General features: G+C 70.9%; 17 protein-coding genes. 8 read left to right on the top strand and 9 right to left on the bottom strand.

Annotation, left to right across the window (positions count from 1 at the left end):
* The first annotated feature begins 7 nt into the window (after nucleotides 1-7).
* A complete protein-coding gene (locus tag LV75_RS07250) occupies nucleotides 8-214 on the top strand; it encodes a hypothetical protein (RefSeq protein WP_253886010.1) in 207 nt (68 codons plus the stop codon).
* 53 nt (nucleotides 215-267) lie between these two features.
* Here LV75_RS07250 and metH read toward each other — a convergent pair whose 3' ends face one another.
* From metH to LV75_RS07235, 3 genes are all read right to left on the bottom strand, one after another.
* Nucleotides 268-3873, bottom strand: a complete 3606-nt coding sequence (gene metH / locus LV75_RS07245) for a methionine synthase (RefSeq protein ID WP_253886009.1) — start codon at nucleotides 3871-3873, stop codon at nucleotides 268-270.
* 174 nt (nucleotides 3874-4047) lie between these two features.
* Nucleotides 4048-4554: a phage tail protein gene (locus LV75_RS07240; protein ID WP_253886008.1), complete on the bottom strand. Its 507-nt coding sequence runs from the start codon at nucleotides 4552-4554 to the stop codon at nucleotides 4048-4050.
* On the bottom strand, nucleotides 4551-6383 hold the full coding sequence (locus tag LV75_RS07235; protein ID WP_253886007.1) for a putative baseplate assembly protein: 1833 nt from the start codon (nucleotides 6381-6383) through the stop codon (nucleotides 4551-4553). Before LV75_RS07235 ends, LV75_RS07240 begins: the two co-directional genes overlap by 4 nt.
* A 10-nt stretch (nucleotides 6384-6393) precedes the next feature.
* On the opposite strand from LV75_RS07235, the gene LV75_RS07230 reads away from it, so the two are divergent.
* Nucleotides 6394-7728, top strand: coding sequence for a caspase family protein (locus tag LV75_RS07230; RefSeq protein ID WP_253886006.1), 1335 nt, complete (start codon nucleotides 6394-6396; stop codon nucleotides 7726-7728).
* Here LV75_RS07230 and LV75_RS07225 read toward each other — a convergent pair.
* Genes LV75_RS07225 through LV75_RS07215 form a run of 3 tightly spaced genes read right to left on the bottom strand, consistent with a single transcriptional unit; the run spans nucleotide 7706 to nucleotide 10364 of the window.
* The gene (locus LV75_RS07225) at nucleotides 7706-8662 is read right to left on the bottom strand and encodes a magnesium transporter CorA family protein (protein ID WP_253886005.1); all 957 of its coding nucleotides are present in this window, start codon (nucleotides 8660-8662) and stop codon (nucleotides 7706-7708) included. The two genes, LV75_RS07230 and LV75_RS07225, sit on opposite strands and share 23 nt — an antisense overlap.
* The gene (locus tag LV75_RS07220) at nucleotides 8659-9684 is read right to left on the bottom strand and encodes a type III polyketide synthase (protein WP_253886004.1); all 1026 of its coding nucleotides are present in this window, start codon (nucleotides 9682-9684) and stop codon (nucleotides 8659-8661) included. The genes LV75_RS07225 and LV75_RS07220 overlap by 4 nt, the downstream gene beginning before the upstream one ends.
* The gene (locus LV75_RS07215) at nucleotides 9684-10364 is read right to left on the bottom strand and encodes a methyltransferase domain-containing protein (RefSeq protein WP_253886003.1); all 681 of its coding nucleotides are present in this window, start codon (nucleotides 10362-10364) and stop codon (nucleotides 9684-9686) included. Before LV75_RS07215 ends, LV75_RS07220 begins: the two co-directional genes overlap by 1 nt.
* 52 nt (nucleotides 10365-10416) lie before the next feature.
* On the opposite strand from LV75_RS07215, the gene LV75_RS07210 reads away from it, so the two are divergent.
* The 5 genes from LV75_RS07210 (at nucleotide 10417) to LV75_RS07190 (ending at nucleotide 13554) form a co-directional block, all read left to right on the top strand.
* Nucleotides 10417-11208 carry a UbiA family prenyltransferase gene (locus LV75_RS07210; protein WP_253886002.1) on the top strand — a complete coding sequence of 264 codons (792 nt, stop codon included), beginning with the start codon at nucleotides 10417-10419 and terminating at the stop codon, nucleotides 11206-11208.
* Nucleotides 11209-11488: 280 nt separating this feature from the next.
* The gene (locus LV75_RS07205) at nucleotides 11489-11881 is read left to right on the top strand and encodes an HU family DNA-binding protein (RefSeq protein ID WP_253886001.1); all 393 of its coding nucleotides are present in this window, start codon (nucleotides 11489-11491) and stop codon (nucleotides 11879-11881) included.
* Between the two features lie 266 nt (nucleotides 11882-12147).
* Complete coding sequence (locus tag LV75_RS07200) at nucleotides 12148-12534, top strand: hypothetical protein (protein ID WP_253886000.1); 387 nt, start codon at nucleotides 12148-12150, stop codon at nucleotides 12532-12534.
* Between the two features lie 34 nt (nucleotides 12535-12568).
* Nucleotides 12569-12901, top strand: a complete 333-nt coding sequence (gene cmtR, locus LV75_RS07195; protein ID WP_253885999.1) for a Cd(II)/Pb(II)-sensing metalloregulatory transcriptional regulator CmtR — start codon at nucleotides 12569-12571, stop codon at nucleotides 12899-12901.
* Complete coding sequence (locus LV75_RS07190; RefSeq protein WP_253885998.1) at nucleotides 12901-13554, top strand: cation diffusion facilitator family transporter; 654 nt, start codon at nucleotides 12901-12903, stop codon at nucleotides 13552-13554. The genes cmtR and LV75_RS07190 overlap by 1 nt, the downstream gene beginning before the upstream one ends.
* 5 nt (nucleotides 13555-13559) lie before the next feature.
* Here the strand turns inward: LV75_RS07190 and LV75_RS07185 are convergent, their stop codons facing one another.
* The 3 genes from LV75_RS07185 to LV75_RS07175 all read right to left on the bottom strand — a co-directional run bounded on the left by LV75_RS07185 (nucleotide 13560) and on the right by LV75_RS07175 (nucleotide 17034).
* Nucleotides 13560-13922: a hypothetical protein gene (locus LV75_RS07185; RefSeq protein ID WP_253885997.1), complete on the bottom strand. Its 363-nt coding sequence runs from the start codon at nucleotides 13920-13922 to the stop codon at nucleotides 13560-13562.
* Entirely contained in the window at nucleotides 13919-16630 is a 2712-nt protein-coding gene (locus LV75_RS07180; protein ID WP_253885996.1) for an FtsK/SpoIIIE domain-containing protein, read from the bottom strand. The genes LV75_RS07185 and LV75_RS07180 overlap by 4 nt, the downstream gene beginning before the upstream one ends.
* A gap of 143 nt (nucleotides 16631-16773) precedes the next feature.
* Entirely contained in the window at nucleotides 16774-17034 is a 261-nt protein-coding gene (locus LV75_RS07175) for a hypothetical protein (RefSeq protein ID WP_253885995.1), read from the bottom strand.
* Nucleotides 17035-17588: 554 nt separating this feature from the next.
* Here LV75_RS07175 and LV75_RS07170 point away from each other — a divergent pair.
* On the top strand, nucleotides 17589-18563 hold the full coding sequence (locus LV75_RS07170; protein WP_253885994.1) for a LysR family transcriptional regulator: 975 nt from the start codon (nucleotides 17589-17591) through the stop codon (nucleotides 18561-18563).
* The last annotated feature ends 532 nt before the right edge of the window (nucleotides 18564-19095 follow it).

Raw genomic sequence — 19095 nt, 5'->3', positions numbered from 1 at the left:
CCCGCACTTGACAAGTCTCGAGTACGGCGGGTCGCGCGCTGTGGAGCTGCTCGAGAAGGTCGCGGAGCAGCTGCGCACCGAGTACGCGTCCGTGTCCTTCACCCTCACCTCGGCGCCCGCTATCACCGGGAACCGCCTGTCGGTCGGTGATCGCGGCGCGGGCTTGGTCGACTGGGTGATGCGCGGCGCGGAGACCGCGGGCAAGCGCGGCTGAGCGTTCCGGCGCTACTGCGGAACCGGCGTCGGTTCCGCAGTAGCGCCGACGAGCTACTTCGGCTCGTAAGCCAGGTTCGGGCGCAGCCAGCGCTCCACTTCGGACAGGTCTCGGCCGGTTCGGGTGGCGTAGTCGGTGATTTGGTCCTTGCCCACGCGGCCCACCGTGAAGTAGCGGGAGGCGGGGTGGGCGAAGATCAGGCCGCTGACGGCGGCGGCGGGGGTCATGGCGAAGGATTCCGTCAGGCCGATCTCCAGGGCCTCGGCGCCGAGGAGGTCGAACAGGGGGCCCTTGAGGGTGTGGTCGGGACTTGCCGGGTAGCCCAGGGCGGGGCGGATGCCGCGGTAGCGCTCGGCGTGCAGGTCTTCGAGCAGGGGGTCGGCGTCGGGTTCGAACCACTCGCGGCGGGCGCGCAGGTGGACCCACTCGGCGAAGGACTCGGCGAGGCGGTCGGCGAGGGCCTTGACCATGATCGCCTTGTAGTCGTCGTTGTCGGCCTCGTACTCCTCGGCCATCTCCTGCGCGCCGTGCACCGCGACGGCGAAGCCGCCCAGGAAGTCGCCGGTGGGGGCGACGTAGTCGGACAGGCAGCGGTTCGCCCGGTTCTCCGGCTTCTGCGTCTGCTGGCGCAGCATCGGGAACCGCACGCCGTCCACGAGCAGGTCGTCGCCGTCGGAAGAAGCGGGCCAGAAGCCGTAGGCGCCGCGGAAGCGGAAGCGGTGGCCGATCTCGTCGAGCATCGCCTGCGCGTCGTCGAACAGCTCGCGGGCGACCGGCTGGTCCAGGATCGCCGGGTACTTGCCCTTCAGCTCCCAGGCCAGGAACAGGAACTGCCAGTCGACCATCGCGCGCAGCTCGGCCAGGTCCGGGGTGACCTCGCGGGCCCCGGTGAACGCGGGCGTCGGCAGGTCCGCGAAGTCCACCAGCTCCCGGTTCGACCGCGCCTCGGCGATGCTCAGCAGCGGCTTGGCGTGCCGGTTCTCGTGCTGCTCGCGCAACGTCGCCTGCTCGGCCCGGTTGCGGGTGTCCAGCAGGTCCGAGCGGGTGGTGTCCATCAGGTCCGACACGACGCCGACCACGCGGGACGCGTCGAGCACGTGCACCGTCGTCCCGTCGTAGGCGGGCGCGATGCGCACGGCGGTGTGCTGGCGCGAGGTCGTCGCGCCGCCGATCAGCACCGGCAGCTTCAACCCGCGCCGCTGCATCTCGTTGGCCACGGTGACCATCTCGTCCAGCGACGGCGTGATCAGCCCGGACAGCCCGACCACGTCGGCGCCCTCGGCGACCGCGGTGTCCAGGATGACCGACGCGGGCACCATCACCCCGAGGTCGATCACCTCGTAGTTGTTGCAGCCCAGCACGACCCCGACGATGTTCTTGCCGATGTCGTGCACGTCGCCCTTGACCGTGGCCAGCACGACCTTGCCCTGGCCGCGGCTGGTGTCGATGCGGCCCTCCAGCCGCGCCTTCTCCTTCTCCGCCTCCATGTACGGCTCCAGGTAGGCCACCGAGCGCTTCATCACCCGCGCGCTCTTGACCACCTGCGGCAGGAACATCTTCCCCGACCCGAACAGGTCGCCGACGATCTTCATGCCGTCCATCAGCGGGCCCTCGATCACCTCCAGCGGTCGCGCCATCTGCGCGCGCGCCTCCTCGGTGTCGGCCTCGATGAAGTCCACGATCCCGTGCACCAGCGCGTAGGACAGCCGCTGGCCGACCGTCGCCTCCCGCCAGGACAGGTCGACCGTGCGCTTGGTCTTGGACCCCTTGACCGTCTCGGCGAACTCCACCAGCCGGTCGGTGGCGTCCTCGCGCCGGTCGAACAGCACGTCCTCGACCAGCTCCAGCAGGTCCTTGGGGATGTCCTCGTAGACGACCAGCTGACCGGCGTTGACGATGCCCATGTCCAGGCCCGCGCGCACCGCGTGCAGCAGGAACGCCGAGTGCATCGCCTCGCGCACGGTGTCGTTGCCGCGGAAGGAGAACGACAGGTTCGAGATGCCGCCGGAGATCCGCACGCCCGGACAGCGCTGCTTGATCCGCGGCAGCGCGTCGATGAACGCCTTGGCGTACCCGTTGTGCTCGGCGATGCCGGTCGCCACGGCGAGCACGTTCGGGTCGAACACGATGTCCTCGGCCGGGAACCCCGCCCGGGTGGTCAGCAGGTCGTAGGCCCGCGCGCAGATGTCGACCTTGCGCTCGGTGGTGTCGGCCTGGCCCTTCTCGTCGAAGGCCATCACCACCACGCCCGCGCCGTACTCGCGGATCTTGCGCGCCTGGGCCAGGAACTGCTCCTCGCCCTCCTTGAGGCTGATCGAGTTGACCACGCCCTTGCCCTGCACGCACTTGAGCCCGGCCTCCAGCACGCTCCACCGCGAGCTGTCGATCATCACCGGGATCCTGGCCACCTCGGGCTCGGTGGCGATCAGGTTCAGGAACGTGGTCATCGCCTGCTCGCTGTCGAGCAGGTCGGCGTCCATGTTCACGTCGAGCAGGTTCGCCCCGCCGCGCACCTGCTCCAGCGCCACGTCCACCGCGGCCTGGTGGTTGTCGCCCTCGATCAGCCTGCGGAACTTGGCCGACCCGGTGACGTTGGTGCGCTCGCCGATCATCACGAACCCGGTGTCGGCGCCGATCGCGAACGGCTCCAGGCCGCTGAACCGGGTCGCCTCGGGCACCCGGGGCAGCACCCGCGGCGCCATGCCCTTGACCGCCGCGGCGATCGCGGCGATGTGCTCGGGGGTGGTGCCGCAGCAGCCGCCGACCAGGTTCACCATGCCGGACCCGACGAACTCCGCCAGCAGCTCGCTGGTCTCGCGCGGGGTCTCGTCGTAGCCGCCGAACGCGTTGGGCAGGCCAGCGTTGGGGTGGCTGGCCGTGTAGGTGCCCGCCAGCCGCGACAGCTCCGCCACGTGCGGGCGCATCTGCTCGGCGCCCAGCGAGCAGTTCACGCCGACGACCAGCGGGTTCGCGTGCTCGACGGAGCGCCAGAACGCCTCGACGGTCTGCCCGGACAGGGTGCGCCCGCTCAGGTCGACGATGGTCACCGAGATCCACAGCGGCAGCTCGGGGGCGACCTCGTGCGCGGCGGCGATGGCGGCCTTGCAGTTGAGCGTGTCGAAGATGGTCTCGATCAGCAGCAGGTCGACCCCGCCCTCGGCGAGCGCGCGGATCTGCTCGGCGTAGGAGGCCTTGACCTGGTCGAACGTGACCGTGCGGTACGCCGGGTCGTCGACCTTGGGCGAGAGCGACAGGGTCACGTTCAGCGGCCCGACCGAGCCCGCCACGAAGCGGTCGCCCAGCTCGTCGGCCGCCTGGCGGGCCAGTTGCGCGCCGCGCAGGTTCATCTCCGCCGCGTACTCCTGCAGCCCGTAGTCGGCCTGGGCGATGGTCGTGGCGGTGAAGGTGTTGGTGGTGGTGATGTCCGCGCCCGCGGCCAGGTACTGCCGGTGCACGTCGAGGATCAGGTCGGGGCGGGTGAGGTTGAGCAGGTCCGGGTCGCCCACGACGTCGCGCGGGTGCCCGCCGAAGCGGTCACCGTGGTAGTCGGCGTCGGTCAGCGCGGCGCCCTGCAGCATGGTCCCCCACGCGCCGTCGAGCACCGCGACGCGCTGGCCGAGCAGTTCCCGCAGCCGGTCGATCCGACCCTGATCGCTCACGTGCACACCTCCGGTATCCGGAGGCGCCCTTGCAGCGTGGGCCGCCCGCGGGGGGTGGACCTGAGCCGAGCGTGGCGGGCGGGGACACCCCGGACCCGTTGCAGCGCCTCTCGGCTTCGGGCACCCACACTACCCGAACCGCGCGGCCCCGATGCCATGTCCCACCCCGCTGGATCACTCGTTCGGGCGGACCCGGACACGCACGGTGGGGCGGACGTGTGCGGGTATCGCCGCCGTCACAGCGTCGTGCACGACATCGGCCAGATCGGCCTCAGGCAGCGTCACCTCGACGGTGACAGCCCTGCCTTCCTCGGTGACCTCGGCAGTGCCGCCGTAGAGGGCGACCAAGGCGTGCAGCCCGGCGACGGTACCTCTGCGGCGGTGCGCGGTCATGGCGTGGGCCACCTGCCCGCGCAGCAGGCCGGTCGGCAGGTTCGCGTCGGCTCCCACCACGTGGGCGATCCAGCGCAGGACGTCCGGCGCCGCGGTCACCGGGTCGAGGAGCGGGCCCGGGTCCTCGGCGGTGGCGCGCAGCGCGGCGAACAGGGCGGCCACCGCGTCCACCACGTCACTCGGGATGGCGTCACTCGGGATGACGCCGTTCGGGATCGGGTCGGCCGGGATGACGCCGTTCGGGATGGGGTCGTTCGGGATGGGATCGGCAGGGATGGGGTCGGTCACGTGGCGAGCACCCGGACCTGGTGGTCGGCGGAGAACAGCAGCGCGTCCCGGTCGACGGTGATCTTCGTGGCGGAGTCGCCCCGGGCGCGGTTGTGCGTGTCCACCAGGTAGAGCCGCACGTCGTCCACCCCGGAGACACCCTCGACCTGGTGCAGGACTGCATAGATGTCGCCCACGTGCACCGGTCGCCCTAGTGGCCAACCTGTCCCGGTAGGGCCGCCGATGATCGGGTGCAGGTACGTATAGAGCGCCCGCAGAGCGGCGTCATGCGTTCTTGCGGTGCTCATCCCCGGCGCCCTCTGGACCTGCGCGACCACGGTTACTCCTCCGTAGCGCGGTACGTCCACCACGACCGTGGTGCCGATGACCCGGCGCTCGTCCAAGTAGTCCGCAACGGTGAGCAGCGTTTTCTGGCCTAGCCCTAGGTCGTTGAAGTCGACGCGTCCCATCTCGTCGCTGGGCGCGTTAGGCACGAGAAGCACGTTGATCGCGCCATCCTCGCCGAGGACGCAGTGCGCCCGCGCCAGTTCCGGGGCAGCCTCCCGTGCGAGGTACTCGTAGTCCTGAGCGGTTACCGCCCTATCCCGGGCCCGCAGCGCGAACGGCGCCCGCCGCCATACCTCGTCAACGGTCTCCGCGTCGCGCCCACCGGTCGCGGGGAGCGGATTGGTCACGGTCACGTCGGGGAAGCCGTCGAGCGCGCGCAGCGCCCCAGCCGCCACGTTGCCGTGCTTGCCCCCACCTGCCCAGTACTCCCGCACCCGCACCAGCGCGTCCGCCCGGGGGAGCGCGCCGCGCTGGACGACCGCGCCGTCCTCGGTGACCGCCGGACCGAACCGCAGCGTGTCGCCGTCGAACACCACGTGCCGGTCCTCGGCGCCGCTGCCGGTGAAGTCCCGCACGACCGTCCAGGTGTCCCAGCCGTCGATCCCGCCGACCTCGACAACCGGCGCCGGGCCGACCACCGGGCGGTGGTGCACGCCGAGCCCCTGACCGGGCACCCCGCTGGTGGTCCCCAGCGGCTCGTCGAGCACCAGCGAGCCGTGGGCGGCGGTCACGACCCCGCCGACCGTGCGCGCGAGCACCCGGAACCGGATGGGGCTCGCGTCCGGTTCGGCGGCGCCGCGGAACCGGATCCACGCAGCGCTGATCCCGCTGATCGTGAGTTCGACGTGGGTGTCGGGCACCCGCACGAGCATCGTCCCGCTGTCGGACAGGCCGCCGGTGGTGTCGAGGCGCACCGCGCACGGCTGCCACTCCTCGCCGTCCCACGCCTCCACCGCCCAGGTCGGCCGGGCGTCCTCAAGGCGGGACTTCGACGCCATGGTGAAGACGAACTCCACCAGGCAGTGCGGCAGCGGGGTCGCGAAGCCCACGTAGTAGCCGCTGGTGGCGGCGGGGGAGACCGCGTGCACCTGGTCGAGGTCGATGACCTGGGCGAACCCGCCGTCGACCTGGGTCAGCGCGCCGACCGGCTCGGCGGGCACCACCCGCAGGTCGTGCTCGGTCGAGAACGCCACACCATCCACAGTGGACACCCGGGCGCCGCGGGGGACGGTGACCGGCCCGGCCGAGCGGACCTCCAGCACCGCCCTGGCCATCCGCGCGCGGGCGGGGCGCAGGCCGAGCACGTCGAGCAGCGGGCCGCGCAGCAGTTCCGGTAATCGGTTGAGCTGGAAGACCACCTCGTCGGCGATGTGCGCGACACCCGAGAGCAGCGCCTTGACCCGCCCGTCGTGGGCCGCGCCGGGGTCGCGCCGCTCGGCCAGCCGCGAGGCCTCGGCCAACAGGTCCTGGAAACGCCGGTCGTCGACGCGCCCCTCGGTCATGATGGTCACTATGGCACTGGCCCCTTCCACACAGCGCATCTATAGGGCGCTGCTGGTGACCAATTGGGCGTTCCCCGATGACCCTGGCCTCGCCCCGTTGCTCGGTCCCGAGCACGACGCGGAGGTGCTGCGAGCCGCCCTCACCGCACCCGGCGTCGGCCTGCACCGGCTCGCCGACGTGCGGGTCGTGGCCGACGCCAGCCAACGCGACATCCTGATCGCGCTGGACGAGTTCTTCGGCGAGGCCACCCGCGACGACCAGTTGCTGCTCTACTACAGCGGCCACGGCAAGCTCGACCTGCACGGGAACCTGCACCTCGCCGCCCGCGACACCCGGTCCGACCGGATCATGTCCACCGGCATCCCCGCCCGCGCCGTGGTCGACATGATGACCGCCTCCCGCGCGAAGGCGAAGGTAGTGCTGCTCGACTGCTGCCACTCCGGTGGCTTCAAAGCCGCTCCCGACCTACCCCGCCACCTCGGCGGCAAGGGGGTCTTCGTCATCGCCAGCGGGCTGTCGGTGCAGCTGACCAAGGATGCCGAGAAGGCAGGGGAGCCCAGCCCGTTCACAGGTTTCGCTGCCGACTGCTTAGCCACCGGTCAACCTGACCGCGACGGTGACGGCTATGTGTCTGTCGACGACCTCTATAGCCATGTCGCCGACCGCATGGCAGACGCCGGGCTGTCCACCCCGCAACGCACCTTCGACGACACCGTCGACACTGTCGCCATCGCCCGCACACCGTTGCCCATCCCGCGAGTTAAAGCCCCGGTAGACCTGCCGGTCGATTCTTCCGTTGTCCTCGCTGACTTCCTCCGGGCTGAGGCCGAAACGAAGCCCTGGATCCAGGCTCCCCTCTACCGGGCCGTCGCCGCTGGCGGCCAAGGGGACTGGAGCACGTTGGCCGCGCTTCGGTTGGCCCGCCTCACCGACGACGTGAACGAGCGCGACAGGGCCTACCGCCAAGTGGTTGCCGCCAACCATCCCGAGTGGTCGCCGGAAGCCGCCTACGCGATCGCCGAGAACACGATCCACTCAGCGACTGCCGCGTTCAACCCCGAAGTGATCGTCGATGCCTATAAGGCGGTCGTCGAGTACAACCATCCGGCAGTGTCGCCGCGCGCAGCGTTGAAGGTCGCCGAACTCCAGATCCCCATGGTGACCGACCCCCACGAGGCCATCCGCAAGGTTGGCGGCTATCTCGACTTGGCCGCCACCGACCCGGAGTTGGCTGAGATGGCCATGCTCACGTACTGCCTCCTCTATGAAGCGGCAGACGAACCCGAGGTCGCCAAGGCGTACCTACGCCGGGCCGAATCCCTTAGAGCCAGTCCTTCCGCTTGAACATGAGGTAGAGGCCCACGCCCAACACCACTATGACGCCCGACGACATCCAGAACCCCCAAGGCTCCCCGGTGCCCGGGTACGGCACGTTCTGGCCATAGAAGCCGGTGATCGCGGTCGGCACGGCGATGATCGCGGCCCACCCGGTGACCTTCTTCATCACCAGGTTGAGCCGGTTGCCCTGGATGGTCAGCTGGGTCTCGCGCAACGCCGTCACGTGGTCGCGCAACGACTCGGTCCACTCGGTGGCGTGCGCGACGTGGTCGCGGATGTCGCTGAAGTAGGGCTCAAGCTCAGCGTCGACCAGGTCGTGCACCCGGGTCAGGCCGGTCATGATGTCGCGCATCGGTAGGACTACCCGGCGAAGGTGGGACAAACTCCTGCGCAGGCGAACGGCCTCCCGCTGCAACCGCCGCACATCGGGATTGTCCTCGAAGATGACGCCCTCCAGGTCCTCGATCCGCTCGTCGAGGGTTGTGGTCGCCTGGAGGTGCCCGTCCACGATGTCGTCGAGCAGGGCGTGCAGCAGCACGCCGACCCGGTCGCCGGTCAGCACGGAGTTCGCGCACCGCCGCGCCACCCGGGTCATGTCGAACCCGTCGTGCACGGTGACCAGCGCGCGAGCGGTCACGAAGACCGACACCTCGTGCGTGCTCAGGGTGCCGTCGTCGGCCATCGACACCCCGTAGACCGCCAGGAACTGGTGCGTGCGGTACAGGTCCACCTTGGGCCGCTGGTGCCGCTGCGCCGCGTCCTCCAAGGCCAGTTCGTGCAGGCCCAACTCGCCGCCGACCTGGCGCAGGGCGGCGTCGTCGTGGTGGTCGATGTCGACCCAGACCACAGTGCCCTCGTCGGCGACCCGGTCGCTAAGACCGTCGAGTGGGAAGTCCTCTTCGACCAGCTCACCGCCGCGATAGGCGCGGGTTGTGCTCACCCGGTCCGCCGCAGCAGCGCCGTGTAGAGGGTCAAACCGGGTCCGAACGCCATGGCCACCACCAGATCTCCCGGCCGCGCCCGGATCTCGCGCAGCACCAGCACCACCGTCGCCGACGAGCAGTTCCCGTGCTCGGCCAGCACCGCCCGAGATGGTGCCAGGGCGGCCTCGTCCAGGCCCAACTCGTCGCGCACCGTGTCCAGGATCTTGGGCCCACCCGGGTGCACGGCCCACCCCGCCACGTCGTCGACCTCGGCGCCGTTGCGGGCCAGCATCTTCTCCACGACCGGCCGCGCCGCGCGGGCCAGCACGTCGGGGACCCGCGCGGACAGGCCCATCCGGAAGCCGTGGTCGGTGACCCGCCAGGTCATCAGGTCGCGGCTGTCGGTGTCGGTGTGCGCGGCGATGTCGAGCAGCTCCCACCCCGGCGCGTCCGGCTCGACGACCACGGCAGCCGCGGCGTCGCTGAACAGCGCGTGCGCCACCACCTGCGCCGGGTCCCCGTCCGGCGGCTGCACGTGCAGCGAGGTCAACTCGACGCACACCAGGGCCGCGGGCAGCCCGCGCGCGGTGGCGAAATCGGACACCGCGCCCAGGCCGGGGATCGCCGCGTAGCAGCCCATGTGGCCGATCAGCAGCCGCTGGGTGTCGGCCGCGAGCCCGAGCCCGTCGGCCAGCGCGACGTCCACCCCCGGCGTGCCGTAGCCGGTGCACGACACGACCGCGAGCATGCCGAGGTCGGCGGGGGAGCGGCCCGCGGCGGCGAGCGCGTCGACCAGCGCCGCGGTGGCCAGCGGCGGCGCCTGCTCGGCGAAGCGCGCCATCCGCCGCGCGGTCGACCACCCGGAGATGTCCTCGGTGGCCGGGTCGACGACGGTGTGCCGGGTACGCACACCCGCACTCGCGAAGATGCGTCGCGCGAGGCCGCCCCCGCCGGTGTGCGCGCGGAAGTAGCCCTCCCATAGGGCCTCTTGCGTTACCTGCGGCGGGGTTGCCACGCCTATCCCGGTCACCATTGCCATCAGCCCTCCTTCGTTCCGATCCCTTGGAACAGAACGGCTGTGGTGGGCACCGACACCATCCGCACCGCTTCGCGGGCACCCACCGCCCATCCGAACAGGTCCAGCACCGCGGGACGAATACCCCGCAGCCGCAACCGAACACCGTGCCGGGCACATTCCTCGACCAGCACCGCCCGGTTCACCAAGAGGTGCGGCTCGTGCACACCTCGCGGTACCCCGGGCAGCCGTTCCGCCACGGTGATCGCGAGGAACTTGCTTAGCGCCGTGTCGGCGAGGGTGTCGAGAACCAGCAGCCCACCAGGACGCAACAGCCCACAGGCTTGCTCAACGGCCCTCGGTAGGTCTGACAGGTGTTCGAGGACCTCACCTGCGACAACGACGTCCGCGCATCCAGGCTTGAGCGGAACACGAAGTACGTCACCGCGAATTGCCTTCACACCGTGCGCGGCTGCTTGGCGAGGACCTTCCTGCGATAGGTCTACGCCGACGTGTAGGTAGCCCTTGGCGCTGATGTGCGGGGCGAGCAAGCCGCCGCCGCATCCGAGGTCGACCAAGACGGCCCCGGGACGCCGGGCGGGCGGGATGAGGTGGGCGCGTGCTTCAGCCAGCCAGTGCAACGCCGCGAATGCCCCACGGGGACGCCACCACTGCGCGGCGAGGTCGTCGTACAGCGCTGTCACCGTCTGAGGCTGGCACACAGGTGCCCCCTCTGCTTGACGTACCGTGGGCCGAGTGACACCGGTCGTGCGTGCCTCCCACCCGGAGCCTGCCGTCGCGGTGACCCTCGCCGCAACGGGTTTGGCCGCCGGGTTGGGCCAAACCGCCTGGGGATCCGTCGCTGTCGCCGCTGCCGTGCTGGCCGGGCAGCTGTCGGTGGGCTGGCTCAACGACCTGGTTGACGTCGCCAGAGATGCCCGGGTCGGTCGGACCGACAAGCCTGTCGCGCTCGGGCAGATCTCTGTCTCGTTGATACGGACTCTGGTCCTGATCAGTGCTCTGGCGGCGGTAGGGCTGTCGTTCCTGTCCGGGCCTCTTGCCGGGCTCGCGCATGTCGTGGCTCTTGTGTCCGCCTGGGCGTATGACCTCCGACTGAAGGCGACGGTCTTCTCGTTCGCCCCGTACGCCGTGTCGTTTGGGCTATTGACCGCTTTCGTCACTCTTGGACTGCCATCGCCGTATTGGCCCCCGTGGTGGCTTGTGGCCACTGCGTCTCTCTTGGGCTGCGCCGCGCATTTCGCGAACGCCCTTCCTGATCTCGTGGACGATCGTGAGACCGGCGTGGTGGGCCTACCGCACAGAGTTGGACCTACCGGCTCCCGCGTGGCCGCCGCACTGTTGGTGCTAGGTGCGTCAGCCGCCTTGGTCGCCGGGCTGCCGACCGCACTCGGCTTCATCGCGCTGGGCCTCGCGGTGATCGTGACCGCCATCGGTCTCGTCCTCGGCAGCCGACCCCGCTCGCGCGCCACCTTCCACGCGATGCTCGTCGTCGCCGTCCTCGACGCGGCCGTGCTGGTCGCCCGGTAGAACCCACGGTCGGGTGACATGCCCGAATTCACCCGATCGGCGCGGCGGTCGCCGATCGCGGGGGTCGGCGGCAGCGCAGCGTGCGCACCGGCCGCTCCCGCCCCGCCCACCCGGCCCCGATGGTGCTGACCAGCGGTTATGCCAGTCCGGTGTGGACCCAGGTTCAGCTATGTGCTTGCGCCATCACCCAGCGGCGCGGACTGGTCGCGGCGCGGGCGCGCTGCTAGCTCTTGGGCAGCCCGAGTACCTCGTATTCCGACCAGAAAGGGCGCCCCCGCTGATGAGGTTCCCCGCGTCACGTGCCGTCGTGATCGCCGCAGCCCTGGCCCTGCTGCCCATCCCCGCGAGCGCGGATCCGGTGGTCGACCTCGACCACCTCGCGAGCCAGCTGTCCACCGCGAGCCCCGGGCAGGTCGACGGCGTGCTCGACCGGTTGTCCCCGGTCCTGTCCGACCTGCGCGAGGTCACCGAGAGCCAGGACGCGCTGCACGTGCTGGCCAACACCCAGGCGTTCGTCCGCACCGCGGGCGACCTCCCGGTCGCCTTCGTCGTCGCGATCCTGCCCGGGCTGCTGCGCCTGCTCGCCGCCCTGCTCGACCAGCAGCGGCCGCCGCAACTGCCGCTGATCCCGCTGCCGTTCCCGCTCCCCCAGATCCCGCTGCCACTGCCGTAGAACGCCGTTGCCCTAAGACAGCTCGTTGCCCTAGATAGCCCGTTGCCCTAAGACAGCAGCGCCGCCCCCGCGCCCTGACCCCGCGCGGCAGGTGGCCACCCCGGGCCCGCGACCCCGATGCTCCCGGTCGCACCGCGGGCCCGCCGCCCCGCTTCCGGCCCCCCGGCCCGGAAGCGGGGCCTTTTCTGCCCAATCCCAGCGGCCGTCCGGGCGGATCTGCCCCGAACCACCCACGCCGCCCCGGCCGCGTCTCTACCGTCCGGGGGATGTTCTTAGCCTTGGCCGCGATCGTCCTCATCGTCCTAGTCGTCGCCATGCCGAAAGAAGGCCTCGCCGGAGTACGCCGAGTTATCGCCGCGGTGTTCGTCGTGTTAGGCGCGGCCGGACTCGCCTTCGGCGCGACCGACGACTACCTGCAGGTGGCCCTGCTCTACTTCGCTGCCGGAATCCTCTTCTTCGCGGAGGTCGTTCTCGGCGGACTCAACCCTCTTATCCCAGTGCTGTGGTTCGGCGGAGGGATCGCGGGCGTGTTCTTCCGCCAAGAGATCGCCCACTGGGCGAGCACCACCCGGCCCTGGATCCTCATCGCAGGCTTGGCCGCCGCAGTGGTCTTAGGAGTCCTCTCAGTAGTCCGCCCCCACCGGATCGCCTAGACGTTAGTTCAGCTGCCACTGTATGGTTTCGCCTGTGCTGAAGTGCGAGACCCGGGAAACCGCCCTGGCCCGACTGGGCCGTGCCCTCGCGGACCCCACCCGCTGCCGAATCCTGACCGCCCTCCTCGACGGCGTGCAGTACCCAGCACTCCTCGCCACCCACCTGGGCCTGACCAGGTCAAACGTCTCCAACCACCTCTCCTGCCTCCGCGGCTGCGGCCTGGTCATCGCCACCTACGAGGGCCGCCAAGTCCGCTACGCCCTCGCTGACGCCCACCTGGCCCGAGCCTTGAGCGAACTGGTGCAGGTCGTCCTAGCCGTCAACGCCACCGAAGCCTGCGCACACGACAAACCCGAGGAGGCGTGATGAGTGGGGCCCAAGTCGAGGGGTGCTCGTGCTGTGCGGTTCCATCCACTACCCCCGAGCCCGCCCGACAGGCCGTACTGGCGCGCCGGGTGCGGTTGCTGGTTGCGGCGACGATCGCGTACAACGTGGTTGAGGGTGTGGTGGCGATCGCTGCGGGAACTGTTGCGTCGTCGGCAGCTTTGGTCGGGTTCGGGTTGGACTCGGTGATTGAGGTCGCGTCGGCCAGTGCGGTGGCGTGGCAGTTCGCGGGCAAGGACCCGGCGGCGCGGGAACGTGTGGCGCTGAAGGTGATCGCGGTGTCGTTCTTCGCGCTCGCCGCCTATGTCACCGTCGACTCAGTGCGTGCGCTGCTCGGTGGGCAGGACGCCGATCATTCCACCGTTGGCATCGTGCTCGCGGCCACCTCACTGCTGGTGATGCCGTTCCTGTCGCGCGCGCAACGGCGTGCCGGGCGGGAGTTGGGGTCGGCCAGCGCGGTCGCCGACTCCAAGCAGACCCTGTTGTGCACCTACCTGTCCGCGGTCCTGCTGGCGGGGCTGGTGCTCAACTCGCTGTTCGGCTGGTCCTGGGCCGACCCGGTCGTCGCGCTCGTCATCGCCGCCATCGCCGTCAAGGAGGGGCGCGGGGCGTGGCGCGGCGAGCACTGCTGCTGACCCGGTCACACCCGCCGGGGCCACACCGCGCGGCGCAGGGCGGTGGTGAACTCCTTGGTGGCGGGCTCGATCTGGCGCAGGTGCTCGCGCAGTTGCTCCGGCCGGGCCGACGGGTCCGGGGTCGGGCGCGGGGTGGTGGTCAGCCACTTCAGGTCGCCCGCCGCGGTGATCACCTGCCGCCACCAGGCGTTGATCTCGCCGTCGACCTGGGCCTGGGCCTGGGCGGCCGAGCTGACCCGCTGGTCGGCGGCGTTGATCTCGGCGACCAGGTCGACCGCGCGGCGGCGCTCGTGCTCGGAGTGCGCGCGGGCGGCGTGGTGGGCGGTCTCCAGCAGTTCCTTGTAGCGGGCCACCGGGTCCTCGGTCACCGCTCCTCCAGCGCGCTCGTCGGGTCGAACGGGATCAGCACGTCCGGGCGGCTGTGCGTGGTCCGGTCGAAGAACACCGCCCGGTGCGGCCGCGGCGACCAGTCCACCAGTTGCCCCGCGGCGAGCTGGTTGAGCTCCGAGCCCTGCACGTCCAGGGCCACCCACGCGCCGACGTCGTCGTTGCCGCCGAAGCCGAGGGTGTCCTTGAGCCGGGCCACACCGCGCCACCAGCCGAAGGTGTGCACGTTGCCAGCCGGGCCGTGCTTGAGCAGCGACCGGAACTTGTCGAGTCCACTCTGGACAGCGCCAACCTCCTTGCGCTCCAACAACTGCGTCGCCCCGTCGACGGCGTAGAAGAACACGAACCGCTTACCGGGGCACGTCTCCTCGGCCATGTCGGCGATACTCGCGTCGAACCGCGTCCGCACCGTGTGGCCCCGCCGGTGCAGCGCGTCGGCGACCGCCAACACGTTGTCGCGCAACGACTCCACGTGGCACCAGAACTCGAACTCGCACTCGCCGGGCGCGTACGCGCGCCCCAGCGACAACGCCGAGCTCGCCAGCACCGCCAGCGCGTCCTCGGTCGCGGTCCCCAGCACCGCCAGGTTGCGCCCCGGCGCCGCCTCCAACCGCAGCACCGCCGCCCGGTCGGCCACATCGATGATCTGCCCCAGCACCGGACCGCGCGGCGTCGCGAACTCGGCGGTGGTCAGCAACGACGGCTGGTGCGCGCCGTCGAACAACCGCGGCGCGCTCGACTCGACCTCGCGCCACAGCCGCCGCTGCAGCTCGTCGAAGGTGCCCCGGCTCGACGCGTCCGGCACGTGCGCGACCTCGTTGCCGTGCGAGATACCGGAATCGTGGTTGACCACCACGTGCCAGCGCGGCAACGTGTTGGCCGCCAGGTTGTCCTGCGCCAGCACCCGCTTCGCCTTGGGCATCGCGATCCGCAGCGTGCACTGGTCGTACACCGCCGGTTTGCCCCAGAACGCCTCGATCCCGGCGATGTCCTGGCTGGCCAGCACCAGGTGGATCCCCTGCGACCGCCCGCGCCGCGCCACGTCCTCCAGCAGCGCCGCCGCCTGCTGGGTGATCTGGTCGCGCCCGGAGAACAGCGCCTGGAACTCGTCGATCACCGCGACCACCCTGGGCCAGCTCACCTCCGGCTCCGCGTCGCGCAACTCGGCGAGCTTGGTGACCTCCTGGCGCTTGGCCGCCTCCGCGCGCCTGGCCAACTCCTGCGACAGGTACCGCAGCAGCGCCAACCCGAACTCGCGGTCGGTGTTGACGTTCACCCCGACCAGCCGCGCCTGCGGCAGCCAACTCGGGTCCTTGGTGCCTGGCGTCAGCCCGGCGAAGGACACGCCCTCCTTGAAGTCCAACAGGTACAGCTCCAGCTCGCGCGGCGAGTACCGCGCGGCGAGCCCCCCGAGCATCGCGTACAGCAGGTTCGTCTTGCCCGACCCGCTCGGCCCGGCCACCAGCGCGTGCGGGGTCGCGTCGCCCAGCACCAGTTCGATCGGGTCACCCTCGTCGAACCCGATGACGGTGCGCAGTTCCTCGCGCGAGCTCTCCTGCCCGAGCACCCGCGGCAGCAGATCGATGAACGAGCGCGGCCGCCCGCGGCGCACCACCATGTCGTCGCGGATCGCCGCCGCCGCCCGGCTGGCCACCGAGGCCGACACCGGCGGGTCGGCGCGCACCACCACACCGGGCCCGGTGATGCTGGAGCTCGCCTGCTCGGCGTCGGTGAAGGTCACCGTCTCCAGTGGACTGCTCGCCGACACCGGCATGTCCACCAGCACCAGGTGCACCCCGGCGTCCGGGCCGGTGCGGGCGATCCGGTTCAACTCCCGGTACTGCTCCTCATCCAACCGCTCCCCGTTGCCGAAGAGCACCGCCACCCGCCACGGCTCCACCCGGCGCCCGGCGGCCGCGCAGGCGTCCTTCAGCGTGGTCCGCCCCGCGCGCAACGCGTTCGCGTGCACCTTGCGGATGTGCCCGGCCAGCAGCGCCAGCAGGTCGTCGAGCCGGGTCGGGTCGTGCACCACCAGCAACCCGGCGGCGGTCAACGGGTGCAGGTTGGGCAGCGGACCGGTGAGGTGCCCGATGTCCCACAGGTGCAGCCGCACCAGGCCCGGGGTGAACGTGCTCAGCAGCCGCAGCAGCAGGGTCTCCACGATGGAGTCCACCGCCGTCCGGTTGCCGCGCGCGGAGTTCAGCCGCAGGTGCGCGTGCTCGAGCAGCGGCACCGCGAGCGGGAAGCCGTGCTCGGGCGACTCGTGCTCCACGTGCGCGGTCCCGATCCGCCACAGCCGCGGCGAGCGCACCCCGGGGTCGGTCCCCAGCGTGCCCAGCCACTCCTGCCACGGCTGACCCGCCGGGCCCGGGGTGTGCGCCGCCACCAGTTCGCGCACCGCGCCGAGCCCGTCGCGGCGCCACTCGGCGTAGCTGTCGTCGCGCTCGCGGGTGATCCGCTCCCACACCGGGGCCAACGCGGGGTCGGTCAACTGCTCGGCGATCTCCCGGTCCCGGGTCGCCTTGGCCAACCCGATCCGCTGCACCGCGCGCTCGAACTCCAACTGCCGCTTGTGCAGCAGGGCCTGCTCGTGCCCGCCCACCGCGGCACCCAGGGCCAGGCCGAGCACCGAACGCAGCCGCGCCAGCGCGTTCTCGGCGCGCTGTCTGCGCTCCCGCCTACCCAGCATCGTGGGACCCCATCAGCTCGTTGCGGCCGGTACTCGTGCGTGTGTGCTGCGGATGTGCTCAGGGCGGACGGGTGGTGTCCTCGGCGTTCCCGCGCGGACCGGCGTGGTCCGCCGATCAAGTGAAGCCGATCGCGGCGGCCTGGTCAGCGTCCGCCCAGGTATCCCTCGGCGGCGGAGATGCCCGCGTACAACGCCTCGCGCGCGTCGCCGAGCGCCCGCTCCGCCTCGGCGAGCAGCCCCTGCGAGCGGGCGAGCTCGGCGGGGGCCTGCCCGGAACTGGCGGTCGCCAACGCGCCGCGCGCCTCGTCCAGTTCCAAGCTCGCCTGCGCGATCGCCGCGATCCCCGACCGCGCCTTCTCCGTGGCCACCGCGATCCAGGAACGGATCTCCTCTACGCCCGCCATACCTGAACAGGCTAGTGCTGATGATCTCCGTCGGCCGAACCGGGTTCGGCTCGCTACTCCGATCGTGTCGGCTGTGATCGTGGGAATCGTTATACCGATCTGTGATCTGTTCGCCCTGCTCACACCCGGTTTACCGTCAGTTCACCCGCCGCGGGGGCCCGCGCTCCCGGCGGGGCCGCCCCCGCACGGAGGAGCCCCCATGCGTGCCCGAGTCCGCGTTCGCCCTGTTGAGCGCCGCTGCACCGGTCCTCGTCGCGTGCCGCCGCGACCGCCCGGGGACGGGACCGACCGGCGGGTTCGCGCCACCTCGACCCCCGGTCGTCACCGGCGGACCGGGTGAGCGCCGACCACACCGGTACCGGCGAGTACTCCCGGTGGCGGGTGCGGGCCCACGGTGGTTCCGGCCCGTTCACCCTGGCGGTGGACACGCCGTAGCCACCGGGCAGGGCTGTGAAGGGGTGCGCGGCGCGTCGTGCACCCCTTCACAGCACGCGCGGGGGAGAGGTACCGTCGCTGAACCGCCGGACCAGCCGCGGTGGGGATGCGGAGGGACCGTGGAGCTCGAGATCCGCCACCTGCGCGCGCTGGCGGCCATCGACGACACCGGCAGCCTCACCCAGGCCGCCCGCCGCCTCGGCATGTCCCAACCGGCGCTGTCCGGTCTGCTGCAACGCATAGAGCGCAACATCGGCGGCCGCCTGTTCTTCCGCGCCGAGTACGGCTGTCTCCCAACGCCACTGGGCGCGGAGGTGCTTAACGAGGCCCGGGTCGTTCTCGCTGGCATGTCTGCCATCGCCGACAGAGTGGGGGAGTGGTCTAGGCGCGGGTTGCCATCGGACCCTCTACGCGTAGGCGGCTACTGCGGCTTCTTACACATAGAGGTCAGCCGTTGGCTTCATGATCAGCCTTGGTGCTCCGGCGTCAGTGTCCAAGAGGACATCGATGAGCGGATCAGCGTGGACAAGGTCGCCATCGGCGCCCTCGACTTGGCGCTGGTGTACCGGGCACCCCTGTCCGGCCTCCCTCTACCCCAGGGCGTCCGCAGCGTGGTCGTGCACCCGGAAGAGCCGGTCTTCATCGCCATGGCCCACGACCACCCCCTGACCACCCTCCCCACCATCACCCTCGCCGACGTCGCCGAACACCCCTGGGTCGACGAACCCCCGGGCACCACCCGCTGGGGCACCTACGTCAACCAGGTCTGCCGAGACCACGGCGTGGTGCTGGACCAACCGCACAGCACCCAGTGCCTGGCCACGATGCTGGAACTGGTCACCGCCCGCTTCGCCATCGGCCCAGCCCTCGCCACCAGCCGAGACCACCCCGGCGCCATAGCGATCCGCGCGATCGACGACCACCCCCTGGCCCAAGAACTCCGCCTCTACTACCGCCCAGCCTCCACGGTCGAAGCCCACATCGAAGAAATCCACGCCCAAGTCGTCGCCGCCTTCCAACGCCGCCAAGGCTGCAACGCCGCCTACGACCACTGGTGGCGAGACCGAGGCCGAGCCCTAGCCCTCACCGGCTGAGCTCCCTTCTCCGCTCTTTCGACCACACGAGCTCGCAGTCCCCGAGCCCACCCCACACGGGCGACCCTGGCACCTCGCTCCCCACTCACGACCCCGGCGCACTCGAACCCCACCGGCGCCACTCCGCCCCTCCGTCAGGTTCGGCCCCGGTTCGCAACCCTGCCCTTGGACACTCGGAACAGCTGGTGCCACCCCCAACCCCTGGGTACTCGGACCTAGCGGTGCCATCCCGCTCCCCGTCAGGTCCGCCTCAGTCCACCTGATCAGCCCGTGGACACCCGGAACGGCCGGTGCCATCCCAGCCCGCCCTCGCCGACCCTGCCAGCCCAGCACCTGGACACTCGGACCCTGCGGTGCCAACCTGCGCCCCGTCAGGTCCGCCCCAGCCCACCTTCCCAACACCTGGACAGTCGGATCCGCCGGTGCCAACTGGCCTTCCGTCAGGTCCGCCCCAGCCCACCTTCCCAGCGCCTGGACAGTCGGACTCGCTGGTGCCAAATGCTCGATGGGGTGGACCTGTTTTGTGTGGGGG

Source organism: Actinokineospora diospyrosa, from assembly GCF_024171925.1.
GTDB classification, from domain to species: domain Bacteria; phylum Actinomycetota; class Actinomycetes; order Mycobacteriales; family Pseudonocardiaceae; genus Actinokineospora; species Actinokineospora diospyrosa.
Note: the sequence above shows the minus strand (reverse complement) of the source record. Positions and strands in the feature narration are given on the sequence as shown.

Bases quoted from the DNA above. Each gene is read 5' to 3' on its own strand.
- LV75_RS07235 (WP_253886007.1), bottom strand. From the start codon at position 6,383: ATGACCGAGGGGCGCGTCGACGACCGGCGTTTCCAGGACCTGTTGGCC.
- LV75_RS07230 (WP_253886006.1), top strand. From the start codon at position 6,394: ATGGCACTGGCCCCTTCCACACAGCGCATCTATAGGGCGCTGCTGGTG.
- LV75_RS07220 (WP_253886004.1), bottom strand. From the start codon at position 9,684: ATGGCAATGGTGACCGGGATAGGCGTGGCAACCCCGCCGCAGGTAACG.
- LV75_RS07205 (WP_253886001.1), top strand. From the start codon at position 11,489: ATGAGGTTCCCCGCGTCACGTGCCGTCGTGATCGCCGCAGCCCTGGCC.
- LV75_RS07200 (WP_253886000.1), top strand. From the start codon at position 12,148: ATGTTCTTAGCCTTGGCCGCGATCGTCCTCATCGTCCTAGTCGTCGCC.
- LV75_RS07190 (WP_253885998.1), top strand. From the start codon at position 12,901: ATGAGTGGGGCCCAAGTCGAGGGGTGCTCGTGCTGTGCGGTTCCATCC.
- LV75_RS07180 (WP_253885996.1), bottom strand. From the start codon at position 16,630: ATGCTGGGTAGGCGGGAGCGCAGACAGCGCGCCGAGAACGCGCTGGCG.
- LV75_RS07175 (WP_253885995.1), bottom strand. From the start codon at position 17,034: ATGGCGGGCGTAGAGGAGATCCGTTCCTGGATCGCGGTGGCCACGGAG.